Genomic DNA, 20,053 nt, shown 5'->3' with positions numbered 1-20,053 from the left:
ACCAAGCCATCGGATATCACAAGAGATCGACAGCGCTTGGTCAAAAATCAGGAAATAAAAAAGTATGATAACCGATTGTATGTTGTTGAATAATAGCGAGCAAAAAATTACAATAGCCTTCGGCTTGAATAACGAGGATCATTCTGCTCTTAAACTTTTTACAGGATTAACAATTGCTGCTTTTATAGATTCATAACTAACAGTTAGCCAGGCAATGCCCAAAGCTGCCACGGATGCCGTGAAATATACTAACCAACCAACATTTATATGGTATGCGAAACCAACCAACCAACTATTAACTGCATAATATGAAAGTGGTATTGATATAACTATGGCAACCAGGATCAACCTGGTGAAATCGGAGGATAATAAATAGACGAGGTTTAATACTGAGGCCCCCAACACCTTCCGCACGCCAATTTCTTTGGTACGTTGTTCGGCCATAAAGGCGGATAAGCCATATAAACCGAGGCAAGAGATAAAAATACCCATAAGAGTAAAAATGTTAAAAATGTTACCCATCTGTTGTTCGCCTCTATAGAGATTGGCCATATCCTGGTCGAGGAAATCAAATTTGAAGGGGTAGGTCGGGTTGAGCTGCTGGCTTATCTTTGACAGCGCCTGTATGGTTGCGTCAGTTTTGCCTGGCAATGTTCTCACCACTACAAAACCGCCGTCTTTATTATAGCGCAAGATCAGCGGCTCTATAGCCTGTTGCACCGGTTTAAAATTAAAGTCCTTTACAACACCAATGATCGTACCCTTAATTCCCGTAAATGAAAACGCCTTACCAACTGCTGTGGCTGCATTTAAGCCCATAATGCTCAACATTTTTTCGTTGACCATGAAATTATTTGAGTCTGCCGGAAATGATCTCGAAAAGCTTCTGCCATTTACTAGCTTCAGCTTAAATACATCTATAAAATCCTCATTAACATCCATCAATTGATAAACTACTTGTAAGTTAGGATCTTTGCCTTCCCAGTTTGCACTTCCATTTCCGGAAAGCAGATTGGTGGGCAGGTCAGAAGTGATGGCGAAATCTCTGGTAAGTGGATTTTGTTTTAACTCATTTTTTAAGGCATGCTGTTTATTCCAGAGTTCCCCTTTGGTGGGCATATACAAAAGGTTGGCCTTTTCAAAGCCAGGGTTACGGTCTTTTACGAATTTAAGCTGGTTATAAATAACCACAGTGCCTACCAACAATATGATAGATGTTGTGAATTGGATGACGACCAGGGCATTACGAAACAGCAAACTGCCACCCATTGATCTTACGTTTCCTTTGAGTGCTTTAACTGGGTTAAAGCCGGAGAGAAATAAGGCCGGATAGCTGCCCGAAACCAATCCGGCTAACAGCGTTATACCCAAGAGGCTTAACCAAAAACTGGCATCTGAAAAAGGAATAGCCAATTTTCTATCGGCTATTTCATTAAATGCCGGCAAAAATAACCAGACAACCGCAAGCGTAAGAAATAGCGAAAGAAATGAAATAAAAACAGCCTCGCTTAAAAACTGGAGGACCAGTTGCCTGCGTATGGCTCCTGCGACTTTACGCAAGCCAATTTCTTTCGCCCTCCGGGCCGAGCGTGCCGTAGCCAGGTTCATAAAATTGATACAAGCCACTACAAGTATCAAAATAGCGACGATAAAAAAGATATTTACATATTGCGCATTCCCGTGGCCCGGAAAATCCCCCAGTCTTGCAGGTGCAAGATGGATTTTGGTTAGAGGCTGCAATTGGAATACAACCTGCATTGAACTATGATTTTGAAATAGCTGCGTCATTTGCTTTACCAACCTGGATAAATTGGCAGCAGAAGGGTCAAAACTTTGAGCTAGTTGAATATAGGTGTAAAAATTAAAGCTCTCCCATTTATTACCTTTCGGATATTTATCCGCTTTTTGTAAGATCGCCATTGGCATGATAAAATCAAACTGCAGGTCTGAATTTGCCGGAATGTTGGCCAAAACGCCTGTTACCACCACATATTCACGATTGTCTTTTCGTAAGATCTTACCGATCGGGTTTTGGTTCCCAAAGTATTTTGCAGCCATTTCCTGCGTTATTAAAACGCCATTCTCTTGTTTTAACGCCGTAGCACGATCACCCTGTACAAGTGGAAAAGAAAATACATCCATGAAACTCGGGTCAGTGTAGAACACGCGTCTTTCTTCAAATTTCTTGTTGCCTGCTTCAAGCAGAACTGTTGAGATCATGCTTAACCTGACGGTATTTTTAACAACCGGTATTTCTGCTTTTAACCCGGCGGCCATAGCTTCCGCGTTTACCGCGGCTTTATAATCACCAAAATCGCCGGTGATACGATATATCTGGCCGGCATTTTTATGTAACTTGTCATAACTCAATTCATTTTGTACCCAAAGTAAGATCAGTATACTCGATGCCAGGCCTATTGTTAAACCTGATATATTAATAATCGAATAAGCTTTATCCCTGATGATATTCCTGTAGGCGAGTTTGAAATAAGTTCTAAACATGCACGTATGATATTTTTGAATTGATACTATACCGACTATCAATCGACTAAAATACATGCCAGTTACCTAACATATTGACAATAAGTATTTCATGCATTTTGAGATCCGGTGTATCGTTCGATAACGTACAGCAGGTGTGCGATTTTGTCGAAATTGTATTGTCCTGATATCGCTGTGCTCAGATGAGATTTGTAAGATTAAATTGTAGCATCCATTTAACCAATGAAAGATCAAATTCAGTCTTTTACAATTTAGTAGCGTGTATTTATCCACACTCATACCGCCGCTGATAATTAGTTTGCCGCCAAAGTTAATGCACCTGATCAATTCTCCGGTAACGGGTCCGCCTACATTATCAATAATACCATTTCCGCCTTCATTTCCGCAATCTCCATGATGCGTTGTGCGATATTACCCTGTTCTGCGGAAAGGTTTATTACCACGGTGGTGCCTATTGGCTGACGCCACTCATGATCTTATTAACGATGAGCCAGGTGCCATTGACATGGTGCAATGACAGGAAATCATGATAGAGTACATCATACGCTTTTACATATACTTCGGCAATGGCGATAGAATTTACCACTTTAATATTCAGGATATCTCCTTTGAATGGTTTGCCGGAATCCTTTGGACTTTGCCGATTCGCTACTACATCCAGCCATTCATCCAATGTTTTGGCATAAGGTTGTCCTTTTACATCGCCATACAACCGGGTGCCAGGGTGAAAGATGCGTTTCAGCTTACTCAGATCACCCTCATAACTACCTCCAAAATAGTATTCTTCCAATGCCTGCGCAATGGCCGTTTCATCTGTTTGCTGTGTTGTCATTTGCTTCAAGTGTTCAGTGCAAGGTATGACGGATGCAAAAGCAAATTGTGTGATGTAGATCACATTTTTTCAGATGGCGTGATGTAGGTCCTGATCACATCTCAGGGGTTATGCAGGCGGCTGAGCGTTTCTCTCGAAACACCCATATAAGCAGCTATTAATCGTTTAGGTACCATATTATACAACTCAGGGAATAGCGTTATCAGTTCTTCATACCGGTATTTCACATTGTTGTTCATCGTACTCAGTAATCTTTTCTGTGAAGCCACATATTCCCCTGTCATACGGGCGCGGAAAAAATGTTCCACCTGGGGGATTCTTTTACATGCTTCTTCACGGGCGTTGTTCGACAGGCACAGCACTTCTGCATCTGTGATACAACCAACACCGATGGTAGCTTTTTCCCTGTTGTATAAAGCGTTGTAATCAGAAGCCCAGCATGCAGGCATAGCAAACTGCAGAACAAACATTTTCAGGTTATCATTTATATAGAAGGTTTTTATACAACCACTCAGTACAAAATATTCACAGTCTACCCTATCGCCTGCAGTAATAATGTATTCTCCTTTTTTATAAGATTTAGGGGTGAAGTAATTAAAGAAGTCATCGTGCTCATTATCCGAAAGCTTAGCGGTTTTCGCTATATGCTCTTTTAGTAGTTGCTTTGGATCCATACCTGATAAGGGTTTAAACAAATTGAATTTTGGTACTGTAAAATCTTAAAGTTACAAAGTGAGATAGCTACATCCCTGCTCCCGCGCTCTGCTGAGCAACGACTTTAAAGTTTTAGAACGTGTTCCGGCAAGTCACCTTTTTCATAAATATTTCACTGAACCTTACAAGAGACTCAGCGATTTAGAATGTAACTTATAGAATAAATGCTATTTCATAAGATAACTTTTTCATTGCGTAGGTTTCCGGGTCTGCAAAGTGGCTTACAAATAATTGAATATCATATGCCTGTGTTTACCGGACCAATCCATTAAGAATAAGTTCAAATGCTGTACAGGTAGGTCAACCAGCCTTAAAACGAATGTAATAGTATGTTTAAAGTTTTTTTTATTTTTTACCGGTCAGGTAAGTTAACCTACTGTATGCCACCAGGCCCGTGAATGCCTGATTTCAAGAGAACGTTTTCATTTTCATACAAATAAATTTTGGATTATTGAAATTTATTACATTTACACTTAACATGTAATTAATAAACCGATGTTACTTTTGGGCGCACATGACTGCTAATCATACTGATGATCTTCAACTGCTTGCCCGCATTAAAGCCGGGGAATCGAGGGCGTTTGATCAGTTGTTCCTGAAGTATTATCCTAATTTATTGCATTTTTGCAGGTCGCTGTTACCTTATCCCAGCGATGAGGGCGAGGATGTTGTGCTGGAAGTGTTTCAGCAGGTTTGGCGGCATCGCGAAAAGATGAGTATTCATTCTTCATTGTCGGCATTTCTATATGCCTCGGTGAAGAACCGGGTATACGATTATCGCCGCAAACAACATCCGGGGAGAACAAATATGCCGTTGGAGGAAATTCCCGGTGAGTTGATTGCCAACCGGGAATGCCCTGACCAGGTATTAACCTATAAAGAACTCTCTGAAAATCTGGAAAAACTTATAAAACTGCTGCCGGAGCGTATGCAGCTGATCTTTCGGATGAACAGGGAAGACCAGCTAACCTATCAGGAAATTGCCGATCTCCTGGAAATCTCTGTAAACTCGGTCAAAACGCAGATGTACCGGGCCATCAAATTCCTGAAAGAGTCCTATCAGTTCGATAATTCAGCAGGTTAAAAAAAAATTGTCCTTCTTGTCACGATATTTTTTATGCTTTACGTCTTATAGTAAAAGGACATAAAATTGAAAGAAGAAGAACTTTATCTGCTGATCACACGGTACCTGTCCCAACAGACCAGCGCGGAAGAAAATGAGCAGCTGATGGATTGGATAGCCGCGGATAAGAAGAACGGGCGGGCTTTTGAAGAAGTGAAGCAGATCTGGCTGGGGCCTCAAAGAACCACGGGCCCCGGTAGTATTCATGCGCTGTCAAAGCTGCGGTCGAGGATCGCGGCTGAAGACGATACCTATGTTCAAACAAAATCAAGGCGTATACAGCTTTATCGTTTAGCTGTGGCGGCGGCCGTACTGGTGGTAGCAATCGCTACCTGGCGCATCTTTTCTTTCAAACAGCCGTCTCATCAGATATCCTACCTGAAAGAAACAACCCTTTCAGGGCAGAAGAAGAAAATAACCCTTGCAGATGGAACAAAGATAATCCTGGGGCCGGAAAGCTCGCTTTCCTACCCGGAATCATTCAGTAAAGACAGCAGAACGGTAGCTGTTGAAGGAGAAGTCTATTTTGAAGTGAGTAAAGCTCCTCATCTTCCCTTTATTGTGCAAACCTCCGTTTTGACCGTACAGGTATTAGGCACTCACTTCAACGTAAATGACCGCAGTAACCAGCTATTAAGCAGCGTGGCGTTGCTGGAAGGTGCTGTTAAGGTGAAATTGAAAGAGAAGATAAATGAGGAATACCTGCTCAAACCCGGCCAGGAATTGTCTGTCAACCACCATACACACGAAGTATACCAACACACGCTTGATTCCACAGCCGTACTGGGATGGCAGAACAATATATTAATATTCAAAAATGAACAATTTAGCAGCGCCGCATACAGGATCGAGAAAATGTACGGTGTAAAGATCATCTTCAAAGACCAGGCTGCTGCAAACACACGTCTTTATGCCACATTCAGGGATCAACCGCTTTCCGACGTGATGGAAATGATCTGTACTTCCGGAGTACTGGCTTATCACCAGGAAGGCGACACCATTTATGTAAATCTGAAAACCGGAAAAACAAAATAAAATGAAAGTTATGTAAGCCTTGCCAGACATGGATTTAGAAAGACCGGCATCTGGGAAATGTCGGTAGTATCGCTATCAAATTGTTGGAATCTATTAATGAACATTCAGAGCTATGAAAAAAAACTACACTCTTTCGCCGACGAAACGATCAGGGCTTCACGCGTGCCGGTTAGCAGCGGGAAGAAAGTTCAATCTATCTAAATGTAAATTCTAAAAAAACAAATGAAGTGAAAATTATGTAAGCCTTGCCATGCAGGAGCTTAAAAAAACCGGCATCTGGGAAATGCCGGTAGCATCGCTATTAAATTGTTGGAATCTAATTAACGAATTTGCTAATTTATGAAAAAAAACAGTTACCCTGTATCTCTAAATTCACGTCTTCACAGACTATTAACAGTTATTGTGCTTTTTTTATGCACTCAACAGGTTGAGGCAGCGCATAGAAATGAGCACAGGCAGGATCTCTCAAAAATTAAATGCTCATTGGCGGCCAGGAATATGCCATTGAGCGATGTGTTTGACGTTCTTCAGAAACAAACAGAGTTCACCTTTATTTGTATTGACAACAACCAGCTACTGACCAGGAAAGTTAATCTTATTGATCATGATAAGAGTCTTTCTGCAATCCTGGATGCAATAGGGCGGGCCCTGAATTTTACTTACCGGCAGGCGGGACAGCAGATCATTATCCGGCCTTCAGCAGCGCCTGTGAGCCAGGCTGCGGTGCCACGGCTGATCAAAGGGCATGTGTCGGATGCCGAGAAGAGGAATCTGCCCGGCGTATCTGTTTTGATCAAGGGAACCAACAACGGCACTGTAACCAGCCAGGATGGCGATTTTTCGATCAAAGCCAATACCGGCGATGTACTGGTTTTTACTTTTATTGGTTACCAGACAAAGGAGGTGCCGGTAAGAGATGACGACAGATATACCATTGTATTGGAAGAAAGCTCCAAAGGATTGTCTGAAGTAGTGGTAACCGCTTTGGGTGTAAAGAAAGAAAAAGCCAAACTTGGTTATGCCGTACAGGAAGTGCAGGGCGAAAGTCTTGTTAAAGCACGGGAACCTAACCTGGTCAACTCACTGACAGGCAGGGTCGCCGGTTTAAATATCCAGAACTCAACCGATCTGTTCCAGGACCCGGGTATTTCATTGCGCGGTCGTAAGCCACTGATCGTTATTGATGGAGTTCCGGATCAAACCGCCGACTTTTACAAAGTGAATGCCGATGACGTAGAAAGCATGACCGTCCTGAAAGGTGCGAGTGCATCTGCATTATACGGATCCATTGGCCAGAATGGCGCGATCATGATCACCACCAAACGTGGTAAAGGGAAAACATTAAGTGTAGAAGTAAATTCCTCTACCCAGCTGCAGCCCAGCTTTATCCGTATCCCTAACGTGCAAACCGAGTATGGCGCCGGTTTCAAAGGGAAATATACTTATGTGGATGGTTCAGGCGGCGGGCCGGAAGGCTCCGGCTGGATTTGGGGACCGAAACTGGATCAGCGGGATCCAACTACTCCCAGCGGCTATTTTGAGACGCCACAGTTCAACAGTCCGATCGATCCTTCAACAGGTAAGCGCATCCCTTTACCATTTATTTCAAGAGGTAAGAACAATGTAAAGGATTTCTTTAATACCGGTATAGTCGCAAGCAATAATATCAGTATCATGCAAAGCTCTGATAAAGGTTCTTTCCGCGCTTCCGCATCGCATATTTACCAGAAAGGCATCGTACCCAATACGGATCTGAACAACAGTTCATTTACTGTGGCAGGCAACTACAAATTATCCGATGCACTTACCATGGATGCACGGCTAACCTACAACAAGCAGTATACAGATAATTTCCCCGAAACCGGCTATGGTCCTACCAACTATCTCTATAACCTCGTTTTATGGACGGGTGCAGATGTTAGTGTAAAAGATCTGCGGAACTATTGGATGCCAGGTAAAGAGGGCATACAGCAACGCAACTATAATAATTCTTATTATAACAATCCCTATTTCCAGGCGTATGAATATTTGCGTAGTTACAATAAGGATAATACCTTCGGCTCGCTGAACCTGACGTATAAGATCAGCCCGGAGTTTTCGCTGCAATTCAGGAACGGGATCAACGCTTTTGGCCTTAACCGTACGTATAAAGAACCCAAAAGCTATATTGGGTACGGCAACAAGTCGAGAGGTCAGTTTACAGTGGCTACACAAAACTATTTCGACATTGCCTCCGACCTCATTGGTGACTATAACCATACTTTTACAGAAAGGTTTAAGATCCATGCACAGCTTGGCGGATCGAATTATTACCGCAACTACAAGTATGGTTCTTCTAACACAGACGGTCTTACTATTCCCGGGTTTTATAACCTGAGTAATTCTGCCAGCCCGGTACAGTCCAACAATTTTTTAGAAGAAAGAAGAACGAGCAGTGTGTACGGCGTTATTGACCTGGAGTTCCTGAACGCCATTTACCTGTCTGCTACCGGAAGGAACGATATTATATCTACTTTGCCAACCGAGAATAACAGCTTCTTTTATCCTTCCGTGACAGCCTCGGTGATCATCTCCCAACTGGCAAAGATGCCTCAGTTTGTGTCTTACCTGAAAACGAGGGCATCCTGGTCAAGGGTATCCAGCGGCACCTTGAAGGATGATGATTATACTTACAGTTATTTGCCATCTTTTAACAAGGGTACTATCTGGAACAATGTACCAGCATTAATTTCTGGTGATACTTTATTGAACAATAATCTCCATCCCCAGACCTCCGACAGCTGGGAGGCCGGTGTGGATATTAAATTTTTTAATAACCGCATAGGAGTGGAAGCCACCTATTATCAGACCCGCGATTACAACAATATCCTTTCTGTACCGACGTCTATCGCCAGCGCATATGGTAGCCAACTAGCTAATGGTAATGTTTACCAGCGGAAGGGAGTGGAACTGGTACTTACCGGTTCACCGGTGCGTAGTAAGGCATTTAACTGGGATGTTGTGATCAATCTTAGTAAGTACCGCCGTTACCTGAAGGAAATATATGGTAATGCCGAGACCTTTAATTTTTTAAGGGTGGGCGACCGTACCGACAAGATATTTGCCGGGGTGTACCAGCAAGATCCTAATGGTAATATAATTTATGGCAGCAACGGTTTTCCGTTGAATGATGTGTTCTCTCGTTTTATTGGTAACCGCGATCCGGACTGGACCTATGGCGTGGAAAATATTTTCAGCTATAAGAATTTCTCTTTCAGATTCCTGGTGGATGGCCGTATTGGCGGTATGATGTATTCCACCACCAATCAGAAAATGTGGTGGGGTGGAACAAATACAGGTACGGTGAACCAGTACAGGGATGATGCCAATGAAGGAAAGGCAACCTATGTTGGCAAGGGCGTTGTTATAACAGGCGGAGAAGTGATTTATGATGCGAATGGTAACATCACCAAGGATACACGCACCTTTGCTCCCAACACCAAAGCGGTTAACTACATTGATTACATGACCAATACCAGCAATGGTGCAAATAATAACTATAATTATTTTTCACAGACCTTCCTGAAACTTCGCGAGGTAACGCTAACCTGGCAGCTTCCGGGGCAATGGCTGAACAGGTCATTTATCAAAGGAGCCAATGTTTCCTTTGTAGGTCGCAACTTACTGTTGTTTTCCAAAATGCCGAATGTGGATCCTGATCCGGCTACTGATAATCTTCAGACGCCCTCTACACGTTCTATGGGTATAAATTTTAACATTAAGTTCTAATCCGCTGATCAATGAGAAAAGTTGTTTTTATATTATTGAGTATCCTTGTTATACAATCAGGGTGTAAAAAATTCAGTGAATTCCAGACGGATCCTAATAAATCCACTATCTCCACACCTGATCTGTTATTGAATGCCGTGGCACAAAGCGCTTTTCAGTCTACCGATATCGGTGCTGCATTGGCTTGCCGCCAGATGGTGTACACAGATGCATCAAGTCTGCAACAGTATTACGGATGGGCCAGGGCCAGTTTTGGTACTTATGGTAACCTGCGCCAGGTGCTGAAAATGGAGCAGGCAGCAACAACCCAGGGTAAACCGGAGTATTTACCACTGGCAAAATTTTTCCGTGCCTGGTATTTCCTCCAGCTTACGCAAACATTTGGCGATATTCCGTACAGCGATGCGCTGAAAGGTGATGATGGTGTGAACGCGCCGGCATATGATAATCAGCAGGATATTTATTTCAACATTCTTGAAGACCTGAAAGCTGCTAATGGGCTCATCACTTCTGGTACTGCGCAGGTGCAGGGTGATATTATTTATGGCGGTAACATGCAGCAGTGGAAACGGGCTATAAATTCTTTATCCCTGCGCGTGTTAATGAGCCTGTCACTGAAAGTAAATGACACAAAGATAGATGTCAGGAAACGTTTCGCAGAGATCGTGAACAACCCAACGGAATACCCGGTTTTTACCGGTAACAGTGATAATGCGGCATTGAAATTTTATGACCTGCAGGACAACCGCTACCCGTATTTCAACAACAATGACCTGCAGACAGCTGATTACATGGAGGAGAGTTTCGTGAATCTTTTGAAATCATTAAAAGATGTGAGATTATTCAGTTTTGCCGATAAGGCTCCTAAGTTTGCTGCTTTGCCCGCCGATGATTTTAACGCCTATGGAGGCGCAAAAGGCAGTGCGCCGGTTAGCGACAACAATGCCCGTACCGTTGCCGGGGAGATCTCCAAGATCAATCCGAGATTTTATAATAACCCGGTAAATGAGCCAAGTATCGCACTGGGCTACCCGGAATTGCAATTTATCCTGGCTGAAGCCGTATTGAAAGGATGGATTACCGGCAGTGCCAGCGACTACTATGAAAAAGGGATCAGGGCGTCCATGTCTTTTTATCATATTGATCAAACAGTGGTAGATGCTTACCTGGCCCAGAACAGCGTGAAACTTTCCAATGCCACCGCATTGCAGCAGATTATTACGCAGAAGTATATCGCCTCCTTTTTCAACAGTGGCTGGCAACCCTTTTATGAGCAACGCAGAACAGGGTTCCCTGCATTTGATGTTTCCGGTGCAGGTATGCTCAATAATAATAAAATACCTAAAAGATGGATGTACCCGGAAAGTGAGCTGCGATTGAACGAACAACATATTACTGAAGCCATAAGACGGCAATATCCTGAAGGGGATAATATTAATGGTGTTATGTGGCTGATCAGGCCCTGATGAGTTTTCAACCTGTCCGGCTAACACAGCCGGGCAGGTTGAAACAATTATGAAACAATTTATCTTGCAAATTCAAACGGAAATACATGAATAAACTGACGAAACTATCTGTATTGCTATTGTTTTCTTTTCAGCCAGCTTTGTATGCCCAGCATATTAAAAAGACTGTTTTTGTAATTGCTGATGGAATCCCTGCCGATGTGATCGAGCGTTTGGATCTTCCCAACATTAAAAAGATCATAAACAAAGGTAGTTATACCCGCATGCATGTTGGCGGTGATAAAGGTACCTATAACGAAACGCCCACCATTTCGGCTGTTGGGTATAATAGCCTGCTCACAGGTACCTGGGTGAATAAACATAATGTGCCGGATAACGATATTAAAGCGCCTAACTACAACTATCAGAATATATTCCGTTTGTTCAAGGCACAGTATCCCGATAAAAAAACAGCCATTTTCTCGAGCTGGCAGGATAACCGCACAAAGCTGCTGGGACATGAACTGCCGGCAGCCGGCAATCTGAAAGTTGACTGGTATTACGATGGATACGAGCTGGATACCATTAACTATAAACATGACAGGGAGCGCCAGTATATGCATAAGATAGATGAGAAAGTGATAGATGAAGCTTCTGCAACAATCAGGAAGAATGCACCTGATCTGTCATGGGTCTATCTGGAATATACCGACGATATGGGGCACATGCATGGTGATAGCCCCGAACTTGAAAGGGCGGTTAAAATGCTGGATGACCAGATAGGCCGGCTGAATGCTGCGATTGAATACCGGGAAAATAAGTTTAAGGAAGACTGGTTGCTGGTTATCACCACTGATCATGGAAGGGATGAAAAGTCCGGAAAGGGGCATGGGGGCCAGTCGTTAAGACAGCGTACCACATGGATGGTAACCAATTACAAACCGCTGAATGCCTACTCAAAACGTTATTACCCGGCCATTGTTGACATCATGCCGATGATCAGCCGGTTCATGGATATAAAGATTCCCCTGGAAGTTCAGCGGGAGCTGGACGGAACGCCTTTGATCGGTAATGTATCCATTGCCCAGGCTGTAGTTAACTATGTGCAGGGGCACCTTGATGTCACCTGGAAAGCGCTGGAACCAACCGGTAAGGTTAAAATATGGCTGGCTACTACCAATGATTTTAAAGCGGGAACTGCAGACAAATATCAATTGGTGGGAGATGTACCGGTAGCAGATCAGCATGCTTGGATCGATATTAAAGGATATCCTTCCAATTTTTACAAGGTAGTACTGGAGGCGCCTGACAATATGCTTAATCAATGGCTAATGCCGGAGGATAAAGCGAAGCACTAAAGCATCATCATGCTGTGTGAACTGTTTAAAGAGGCTGTATCATAACTAACTTAATGGGTGTGAGAATCGCATATACGAAAATTTTCTCCACCCGGTACCCGAGTAAAATCGGGTAAAAGTTATTTATGATACAGCCTCTTTTTTACTTGTAATAGCTGGGCTGTCCTTCTGCTTTTTTAATAACTGAATTACGGGTAAACCAGCGGTCGGCGGCTTTTTGCAGCTCGTTATAATCTGTGTTGTTGCCGGAAGCCCAGGCGATAATACCATCAGGGCGTATTAATGCAGCACTCACGCCTGACTGGTCTTTTGCAGGGCCTGGAACATACATGATTTGGTCGCCATATTCACCAGCCAGGGTTTTAAGTGAATCATTCCCGTCAAAATCAAGTAGTATGCCCTGGCCATCGTGCATCCATTCACCGATTGTTGTGCCGTCCGGGAATTCAAAATTGGGAACGCTGTGGCCTGTCAGAGGATGTTCGCCACCGAGGTTGTAATGTGTGAAAATACCCCATACCCTTGCAGCCATATAAGTAGCGCCATCGCGTGTATTTATCAGGTCGCGGAAAATGGCATACAGTGCCTGGGCAGATGGATCCGGTTTCATGATGGCCACCTGGGCGCGGGACCAGTCCAACACCTGTGCGCCAACCGGATGGCGCTCGGTATAATAGCTGTCCAGCAGTCCTTCCGGGGCTTTCTCCCGGATGGTTGCAGCGAGTTTCCAGCCGAGGTTCATGGCATCGCCTAATCCAAGGTTAAGGCCCTGACCTCCCAGGGGAGAATGAATATGTGCGGCGTCTCCGGCCAGGAGTACCCGCCCGTTACGATAGGAGGAAGCCTGCCGCGCACGGTCGGTCCAGGTGGTAGCTATATGCAGGGCGCTAAGTGTAACATCGGTACCGGATATCCGGCGTAATACTTCCTGCACATGTTCCAGTGTGATGGGCTGGTCTGAGCCATGAAATGCCCCACCATCAAAATCCTGTATTGCCAGGTAGCCTGGCTGGGATTGGAGGTACATACCTCTGGAAGTGACGTTTCTTCCCGGCTTAAGTTTCCCGGGATCTATAATATCGACCTGGACAGAGTAGCCGGTAAATTCCGGCTCCGTACCGGCAAATTCAAAACCTGCTGTTTTGCGGACAACACTGCGGGCTCCATCACAACCCACCAGCCATTTACTTTTAAAAGACCGGTCGCCCGACTGTACAGTTACCTCATCAGCTGTCTGATAAAAGCCGGTAATGGCAAGCCCACGCTTGATTTCAACTCCAAGCGCTGCTGCGCGGCGGGTCAGTATGGATTCGATTTCTCCCATTTCAGAAATTAAACTCGGGTCTGTAGAGCTGGGCAGGCGATATATCCATTGCGAGGTGTCAATATTGCCTTCAAGAAATGGAATGCCGGCGAAGTGCCCTGCCTGGCGGCCCGGCCCTTGCACGGCGTTTTGGTGGGGATTTTTAAGACGCTTATGTACTTCAAGCTCGTCTAGCAACCCACGACGGTAAAGTGCTTCAATAGTAGGAGCTGAAAGGCCCCGTATTCCGAAAGGAAATTGTTTTAATGGTGATTGGGGATTATCCGCTTTTTCCAGTATCAGGACCGAACATCCGGCCAGGGCCAGTTCACAGGCGAGGAACAGGCCTACAGGGCCTGCACCGGAAATGATTACATCGTAAATAGTATGACTTTGTGTTACTTTCATATTTGATGATTGAAACACAAAATTCCGCCATACTTGCTCGTCAGGCTTGTATAAACGCGACAAAATCGCTGGTTACAGCCTGTTTGCCTTTTTTTGCTTTTCGTGCAAATGCTGCTGGCGTAGCGCCGCTATAGCGTTTGAATTCCCTGCTTAAATGAGCTTGATCTGTATAGCCCAGTTCAAGCGCTAAGCCGGCAAGATTGGAGTCCGGGGAATGCCATAATTTGTTTCGTACCTGCTCAAAGCGCATCAGGCCAGACACGTCTTTAACGGTGTAGCCGGAAGATTGCTTGAATTTTCTTTCCAGGGTACGAACGGTTGCATGAGCCGCTGCAGCCACCTGGCTTACCGGGATGGTGCCATTCGTTTTTCTCATTGCAACTCCCGCTTTGAACAGCATACTGTCAATGGCAATTCGCGACCGTGTATCCAGGAAACACTGTTTTACCAGGGCTACCGCTTCTTCTATTTTACCCGCCTCAATCAACTTAGACAACGGGGATTGAAGCTTGGCAATAGGATGCTCAAATATGTGCACGCTATCCTTGCCGGATGGCAGTCCGAGTAAATCAAATACTGTCCAGGGAAAGCACCTGACAGCAATAATCTCCAGGCGCTTTTCCGTGTAAAAAACAACCGGCTGATTGAGCAATCCCATCATAAACGGTGATGGCAATGGCTGTAAATCTCCATTGGGGGAGATACTGCTGAGGCTTCCGAAGTAAAAAATAATTTCAGCATAACCATCAGGTATTACCTCAAAATCCGATTGCAGTTCCCCGACTTCTCTCCGGTTATACCAGAAGCACTTTATGGTGTCCTGTAACTCTTCAGGGGGATCAAATTCCCGGTGCAGCATTTCGAAAGGCAACATATCGGAGGTGTATTGGGTACAAGTATTTAGTTTTATAAAAATACAAAAATAAAAGCGTGTACACCAGGGATATAAGCCGCTATATCTGTAAATGGACCTGCATCTGTTAAAGGTAAGTTTGAAATCTGTAAGCGATGAAATAAAAAAACTCTTCAACGTATGCCTCCAAAAAGTGCCCGTACTTTTTGGTGCATTACATTGAAGAGGGCTTTGGGTGGGGTAGCCCTGCAGTGACTAAAACACCCAAATATGTTTAGCAGAGATGCTTTTACTATATTTTTGTTCCGTTCCTTTCCCTGGCCTCCTGTGTTATAGGAGTAAAGAAGTTAACCAGGTTACCATCTGTGTCCCTGAATAACAGCGAACGATTGCCCCATGGCATAGTAGTTGGTTGTTGCACTACCTCTTCACCAAGTATGCCGGTGAGCTGCTGATATCTGGTATCAACGTCATCAACCTGGAATTCAATAATAACCGACCTGTTGCTGGCAGCATTTGCTATTTCGTCGCCGCCAAACAAAGCTAAGGTGCGTGTACTGCCTATAGCCAGTGTGCCGAGAGGCGTTCGCAGTTCTGCAAAATCATCAGTATACCATTTAAATGTTGTTCCGGTGACATTCTCATAGAAGGAAACCAGCTGTTTAATATTAGCTGTGATAATCCGGATAGAAGAAAAAGTCATATCGATTGTGTTTTGTTTAGAATAACGCAAAGCTATTCTGCCCAAGTGACAACCCTATGTCAGCAGTAAAACCAGTAGTATGTTTTTTGTTAATGCCCGATTACCTGGTGGCGCCAAACTGCAATTACATTTGTATCCGCGTGTTCTTCGTAGGGATTGTTCTGGTAAAGTTTTTCCTTTATTTCATAGGCTTTTTTGTAATCCTCAATAAGGCCAAGGTTATTCAGATCGGCCGGCAAAAAAGTTTCATCAAAACCTCCACAGTTTGCCAAAGCACTGGTACAGTAATATTGATCAAGAAGGTCATAACCAATAAAATTGAAGTTATCCAGGTTGATAAATGCGCAGTCATGCTCCGGTTCAACGGCCACAGCCAGTAAATTCAATCTTACTTTCTCTTTTGTTCTTTTCAATACATAGTCCAGCGTTGAAAAGAAGCCCGTTTCAAGGTAACCATCAAGAATGATATGGTTCCAGTCATCTTCATTGTTACGGTCGGGCTCAACTAAAACTTCATTCAGGCCGATGTCAAGTGAACCAGTTCTGTTAAATGGGTTAGCCGGCTCCACTCGATATATTCGTCTCACCCCATTTGATCTCCATTACTCTGTTTGTCATACTTTGCCCGTGCGGTATACAGAAAAGTTATTTGACGACTATTCATATTGCAAGTCGGTTATGATCCTTTCGCTAAGTTACGGATGATCCAGGGCATTTACTTCAATCGCCGGATTCCCGCAATTTAAATGCGCCCTGATAGGTCAGTACAAAAGTATAACTCAATCACCATGCTCTCCAACCGGGGGCGCCCCGGTTCCAATAGGAGTAATTTTTCTGATCAGTAAAATTACTCCCCATGTGCCTGCAATAAGCGCAACGATGGAGAAGAATAATATTGGTTGTTCCCTTAAAGTATTCAAACGGTAAAGGAACAAAAGATGCAGAAGGACAAGCAGGCCCAGGATAAATTTGCCCAGCCATGTTTCAACTTTAAAGGCCTTAGCTGCCTTGTTCCTTTGTTGCTGAACGACCGCGTGTACCAGTCGGTTGGAAAAAAAGTCTGTTGGCTTTATTATTCCTTCTTTTTTTAGAATCTCCCTGAGTTTATCTTCCGGCTCTTTATTGTGTTTCATAGTAAATTCCTTGTTTCCTTGTTTAACAATAGCGCTAATTCCGTTTCCAGTTGTTTCCGTCCTCTTAACAGGCGCATTTTGATAGCAGATTTCCCGGCGCCGAGTATTTCACCTATCTCGGTAATATTCTTTTCTTCAATATAGTGGAGTGTGAGCACCAGCCGGTCCTCTGCCGATAATCTTCCCAGCGCCAGGGCTATATATTTTTTCCTTTCTGTATCTTTCAATAAGTCCCATCCCTGATTTTCGGTGGTTGCATCCTCTTCTGCCACCGGCGATTGATCCATACTAATGGTAGGCATTCTCCTGCTTTTAAGCTTAGTTAAAGCGGTGTTATAAACGATGCGGTATAACCAGGTGGAGAATTTGGAAGCCTGCCTGAATTTATCCAGTGAAGCAAATGCTTTCAGGAAAGCGTCCTGTACCACTTCTTCGGCATCCTCGTTATTTGCAACAACCGACATGGCAATAGTAAAGGAGAAGTCCTTATAAGTATTAACCAGTTGGGCAATACTGTTTATATCGCCACGTATGGCTTTGCTCCATAAATCCTGTGCCTGTTTATTTTCTCTCTGGGTTGCCATGTAATGATTTAGACTACATGTGAGTGAAAGTGGTCACATTCCGGTGACCACTTTCACTTTTTGGGAGTCTTATTATAGGAACTCAAAAATATTTAAAAAAGTAATCATGGAAATAACGTCCGCCTCCTTGTTCATTGCCATAGCACTTGTTGTTTTTGGAATAAGTTATTACTATTTCACAACAAGATATAAAGAACGAATGACCATTATTGAAAAAGGGCTGCCTCCCGATTTCTTTAGAGGAAGTACCAATTACCTTTTATTTATTCTGTTGCTTGGTATTGTGAGCATCGGGATCGCGGTGGGAGTAGTAGCAGGCACCTTTTTGAGATCGTTGGAGATCAGGGGGATAAGGGATTTTATATTACCCGCTTCCATACTCCTTTTTCTGGGCCTCAGTCTATTAATCTCCTATTTTGTTCTCAGAAGCATCGTGAGGAAAAAGTAGATCTCCTATAGGGCTTTCTCCTGGTTTAATGCAACCGCATAAATTAACGGGTTTAAACCCGTTAAGGGAACCTTTATGCCCATAGTTGCCAATAAATTTAAATGTCATGAAAAAAATATTGATAGCAATCTTGTTTTCCATACTGACCGGCATTTGCTTTGGGCAAAGCCTGGAAAAAGAACTGGACGCTGTATTAATCCGCAGATTTCCCGCCCAGGGACCCGGGGCAGCTGTGCTGGTGGCTAAGGCAAACAGGGTTCTTTATAAAAAGGCGTTTGGCAAGGCTAATCTCGAGTTGAACGTAGCTTTAAAGCCCGGTTATATATTCCGGATTGGTTCTATCACCAAGCAATTTACTGCCTGCGCTATTCTGAAGCTTGCGGAGGAAGGAAAATTATCACTGCAGAGTGAGGTAACTGAATTTATCAGGGATTATCCCATACATGGTATTACTATTGAACATTTACTTACACATACCTCGGGAATCAACACGGGGGCTGGAGCATGGACGCCGGAAACAAGAAAGAAAGATTTTACACCACAGGCATTGATAGATTCTTTTAAGCTCCGTCCGCCGGACTTTTTACCCGGCGCCAGCTTCCGTTATAATAACAACGGGTATGTACTATTGGGCTATATTGTTGAGCTGGTTTCCGGTATGCCCTATGAAGAATATATCAGCAGGCATTTCTTTAGGCCCCTGGGGATGAAGAATTCAGGTTACGACAATAGCTCTTTGGTGATCCCCGGCCGTGTCAGCGGATATCAGCGGGATAATGAGCTATACACGAATGCCGACTATTTAAGTATGACCCAGCCCTATTCAGCAGGCTCCCTTTTTTCTACTGTTGAAGATCTTTATACCTGGAATGAGGCGCTAACAGCCGGAAAAGTTATTAACAAAGAAAGTCTCCGCAAAGCCCAAACCTCGTTTAAACTGGATAACGGTAAGCTTACCGGTTACGGATACGGCTGGTGGCTGGGAAATATCCAGGGAAGCCCATGTATAAAACACGACGGTCTGATTAACGGGTTCTCCACATTTGCTCTCTATCTTCCGCAGGAAAAAATTTTTGTGGCCGTTTTCACAAATTGTGAAAATAACAACCCTGAGGTCATCGGGTCTGAAATTGCAGGAATAGCCATTGGTAAACCCTATCACACAAATGAGATCGGGTTACCTATGGAACAGTTGAAATCGTATGCAGCTGTTTATGAATCAGCAACAGAGGGACAAAGAACGGTATCTTATGAGGACGGACGGCTCCTGTATTTTGTAAAGGGCGGCTCCAAAGCCCGCCTGATCCCTTTTGAAACGGACAGGTTCTATTTTGAAAACAGCCTGGATATCATAGAGTTTTTAAGAAAGAAAAATGGCAGGATAACCGGGATGACTTTAGAAACAGCCGGAAAAATAAATACATTTATCCGTACAGGTATTAAGCCGGATAACCTGTACGCAATAAATATTTCAACGCAGCTGCTTGAAAAATATGTTGGAAAATACCAATTCCCGGATAATTTTATCCTGATAATTACCAGGGACGGAAACCGGCTGTATGGAAAAGGAACGGGACCGCGGCAAATAAGGCAGGAAATAGTACCCTACGATACGTGCAGTTTTTTTGCCAGGAATTTGGATGCCCGGTTGATGTTTCACCTGGATGAAAAACATACTGTTACAGGATTAACAAAAATTCAGAATGGTGAATCTGTGGCGAAGAAAATTGAATGACCTGGATGATGTGTAGGATATTGTAATACCGGTTGTAACACTGTGCTATTAGTTGTAATCATGCTACTGGCTGTAACTGGCTGCCAGTTGTAATATCACGCTACTGGTT

Annotated in this window: 16 protein-coding genes; 7 read left to right on the top strand and 9 right to left on the bottom strand. The window is 43.8% G+C overall.

Annotated features, from left to right (window positions below):
* Window positions 1-138: 138 nt before the first annotated feature.
* The 3 genes from FN124_RS06835 to FN124_RS06825 all read right to left on the bottom strand — a co-directional run bounded on the left by FN124_RS06835 (window position 139) and on the right by FN124_RS06825 (window position 4,008).
* Window positions 139-2,502 carry an ABC transporter permease gene (locus FN124_RS06835; protein ID WP_142683992.1) on the bottom strand — a complete coding sequence of 788 codons (2,364 nt, stop codon included), beginning with the start codon at window positions 2,500-2,502 and terminating at the stop codon, window positions 139-141.
* A gap of 451 nt (window positions 2,503-2,953) precedes the next feature.
* Window positions 2,954-3,334, bottom strand: coding sequence for a nuclear transport factor 2 family protein (locus tag FN124_RS06830; protein ID WP_142683991.1), 381 nt, complete (start codon window positions 3,332-3,334; stop codon window positions 2,954-2,956).
* A 101-nt stretch (window positions 3,335-3,435) separates the two neighbouring features.
* On the bottom strand, window positions 3,436-4,008 hold the full coding sequence (locus FN124_RS06825; RefSeq protein WP_142683990.1) for a Crp/Fnr family transcriptional regulator: 573 nt from the start codon (window positions 4,006-4,008) through the stop codon (window positions 3,436-3,438).
* A 554-nt stretch (window positions 4,009-4,562) separates the two neighbouring features.
* Between FN124_RS06825 and FN124_RS06820 the strand changes: the two genes are divergently transcribed.
* The 5 genes from FN124_RS06820 to FN124_RS06800 all read left to right on the top strand — a co-directional run bounded on the left by FN124_RS06820 (window position 4,563) and on the right by FN124_RS06800 (window position 12,777).
* Complete coding sequence (locus FN124_RS06820; protein WP_142683989.1) at window positions 4,563-5,132, top strand: RNA polymerase sigma factor; 570 nt, start codon at window positions 4,563-4,565, stop codon at window positions 5,130-5,132.
* A 66-nt stretch (window positions 5,133-5,198) separates the two neighbouring features.
* Window positions 5,199-6,206: a FecR family protein gene (locus tag FN124_RS06815; protein WP_142683988.1), complete on the top strand. Its 1,008-nt coding sequence runs from the start codon at window positions 5,199-5,201 to the stop codon at window positions 6,204-6,206.
* Between the two features lie 483 nt (window positions 6,207-6,689).
* Entirely contained in the window at window positions 6,690-9,974 is a 3,285-nt protein-coding gene (locus FN124_RS06810) for a SusC/RagA family TonB-linked outer membrane protein (RefSeq protein WP_260607352.1), read from the top strand.
* 11 nt (window positions 9,975-9,985) lie between these two features.
* Window positions 9,986-11,440: a SusD/RagB family nutrient-binding outer membrane lipoprotein gene (locus tag FN124_RS06805; RefSeq protein WP_142683986.1), complete on the top strand. Its 1,455-nt coding sequence runs from the start codon at window positions 9,986-9,988 to the stop codon at window positions 11,438-11,440.
* A gap of 86 nt (window positions 11,441-11,526) precedes the next feature.
* A complete protein-coding gene (locus tag FN124_RS06800; protein ID WP_142683985.1) occupies window positions 11,527-12,777 on the top strand; it encodes an alkaline phosphatase family protein in 1,251 nt (416 codons plus the stop codon).
* A 142-nt stretch (window positions 12,778-12,919) separates the two neighbouring features.
* On the opposite strand, the gene FN124_RS06795 is transcribed toward FN124_RS06800, so the two are convergent.
* The 6 genes from FN124_RS06795 to FN124_RS06770 form a co-directional block, all read right to left on the bottom strand.
* Window positions 12,920-14,488: an FAD-dependent monooxygenase gene (locus FN124_RS06795; protein WP_142683984.1), complete on the bottom strand. Its 1,569-nt coding sequence runs from the start codon at window positions 14,486-14,488 to the stop codon at window positions 12,920-12,922.
* A 40-nt stretch (window positions 14,489-14,528) separates the two neighbouring features.
* The gene (locus FN124_RS06790; RefSeq protein WP_260607351.1) at window positions 14,529-15,362 is read right to left on the bottom strand and encodes an AraC family transcriptional regulator; all 834 of its coding nucleotides are present in this window, start codon (window positions 15,360-15,362) and stop codon (window positions 14,529-14,531) included.
* Between the two features lie 271 nt (window positions 15,363-15,633).
* Complete coding sequence (locus tag FN124_RS06785; protein ID WP_142683983.1) at window positions 15,634-16,044, bottom strand: VOC family protein; 411 nt, start codon at window positions 16,042-16,044, stop codon at window positions 15,634-15,636.
* Between the two features lie 89 nt (window positions 16,045-16,133).
* Window positions 16,134-16,631, bottom strand: a complete 498-nt coding sequence (locus tag FN124_RS06780) for a hypothetical protein (RefSeq protein ID WP_221887741.1) — start codon at window positions 16,629-16,631, stop codon at window positions 16,134-16,136.
* 192 nt (window positions 16,632-16,823) lie between these two features.
* The gene (locus FN124_RS06775) at window positions 16,824-17,177 is read right to left on the bottom strand and encodes a hypothetical protein (protein ID WP_142683982.1); all 354 of its coding nucleotides are present in this window, start codon (window positions 17,175-17,177) and stop codon (window positions 16,824-16,826) included.
* Window positions 17,174-17,761: an RNA polymerase sigma factor gene (locus FN124_RS06770; protein ID WP_142683981.1), complete on the bottom strand. Its 588-nt coding sequence runs from the start codon at window positions 17,759-17,761 to the stop codon at window positions 17,174-17,176. The genes FN124_RS06775 and FN124_RS06770 overlap by 4 nt, the downstream gene beginning before the upstream one ends.
* A 106-nt stretch (window positions 17,762-17,867) precedes the next feature.
* Between FN124_RS06770 and FN124_RS06765 the strand changes: the two genes are divergently transcribed.
* Together FN124_RS06765 and FN124_RS06760 are read left to right on the top strand one after the other, a co-directional pair.
* The gene (locus FN124_RS06765) at window positions 17,868-18,209 is read left to right on the top strand and encodes a DUF6249 domain-containing protein (RefSeq protein WP_142683980.1); all 342 of its coding nucleotides are present in this window, start codon (window positions 17,868-17,870) and stop codon (window positions 18,207-18,209) included.
* A gap of 106 nt (window positions 18,210-18,315) precedes the next feature.
* Complete coding sequence (locus tag FN124_RS06760) at window positions 18,316-19,944, top strand: serine hydrolase (protein WP_142683979.1); 1,629 nt, start codon at window positions 18,316-18,318, stop codon at window positions 19,942-19,944.
* Window positions 19,945-20,053 lie beyond the last annotated feature (109 nt).

Origin of the sequence: Chitinophaga polysaccharea (assembly GCF_902150045.1) — a bacterium.
Taxonomy (GTDB): Bacteria; Bacteroidota; Bacteroidia; order Chitinophagales; family Chitinophagaceae; genus Chitinophaga; species Chitinophaga polysaccharea_A.
Note: the sequence above shows the minus strand (reverse complement) of the source record. Positions and strands in the feature narration are given on the sequence as shown.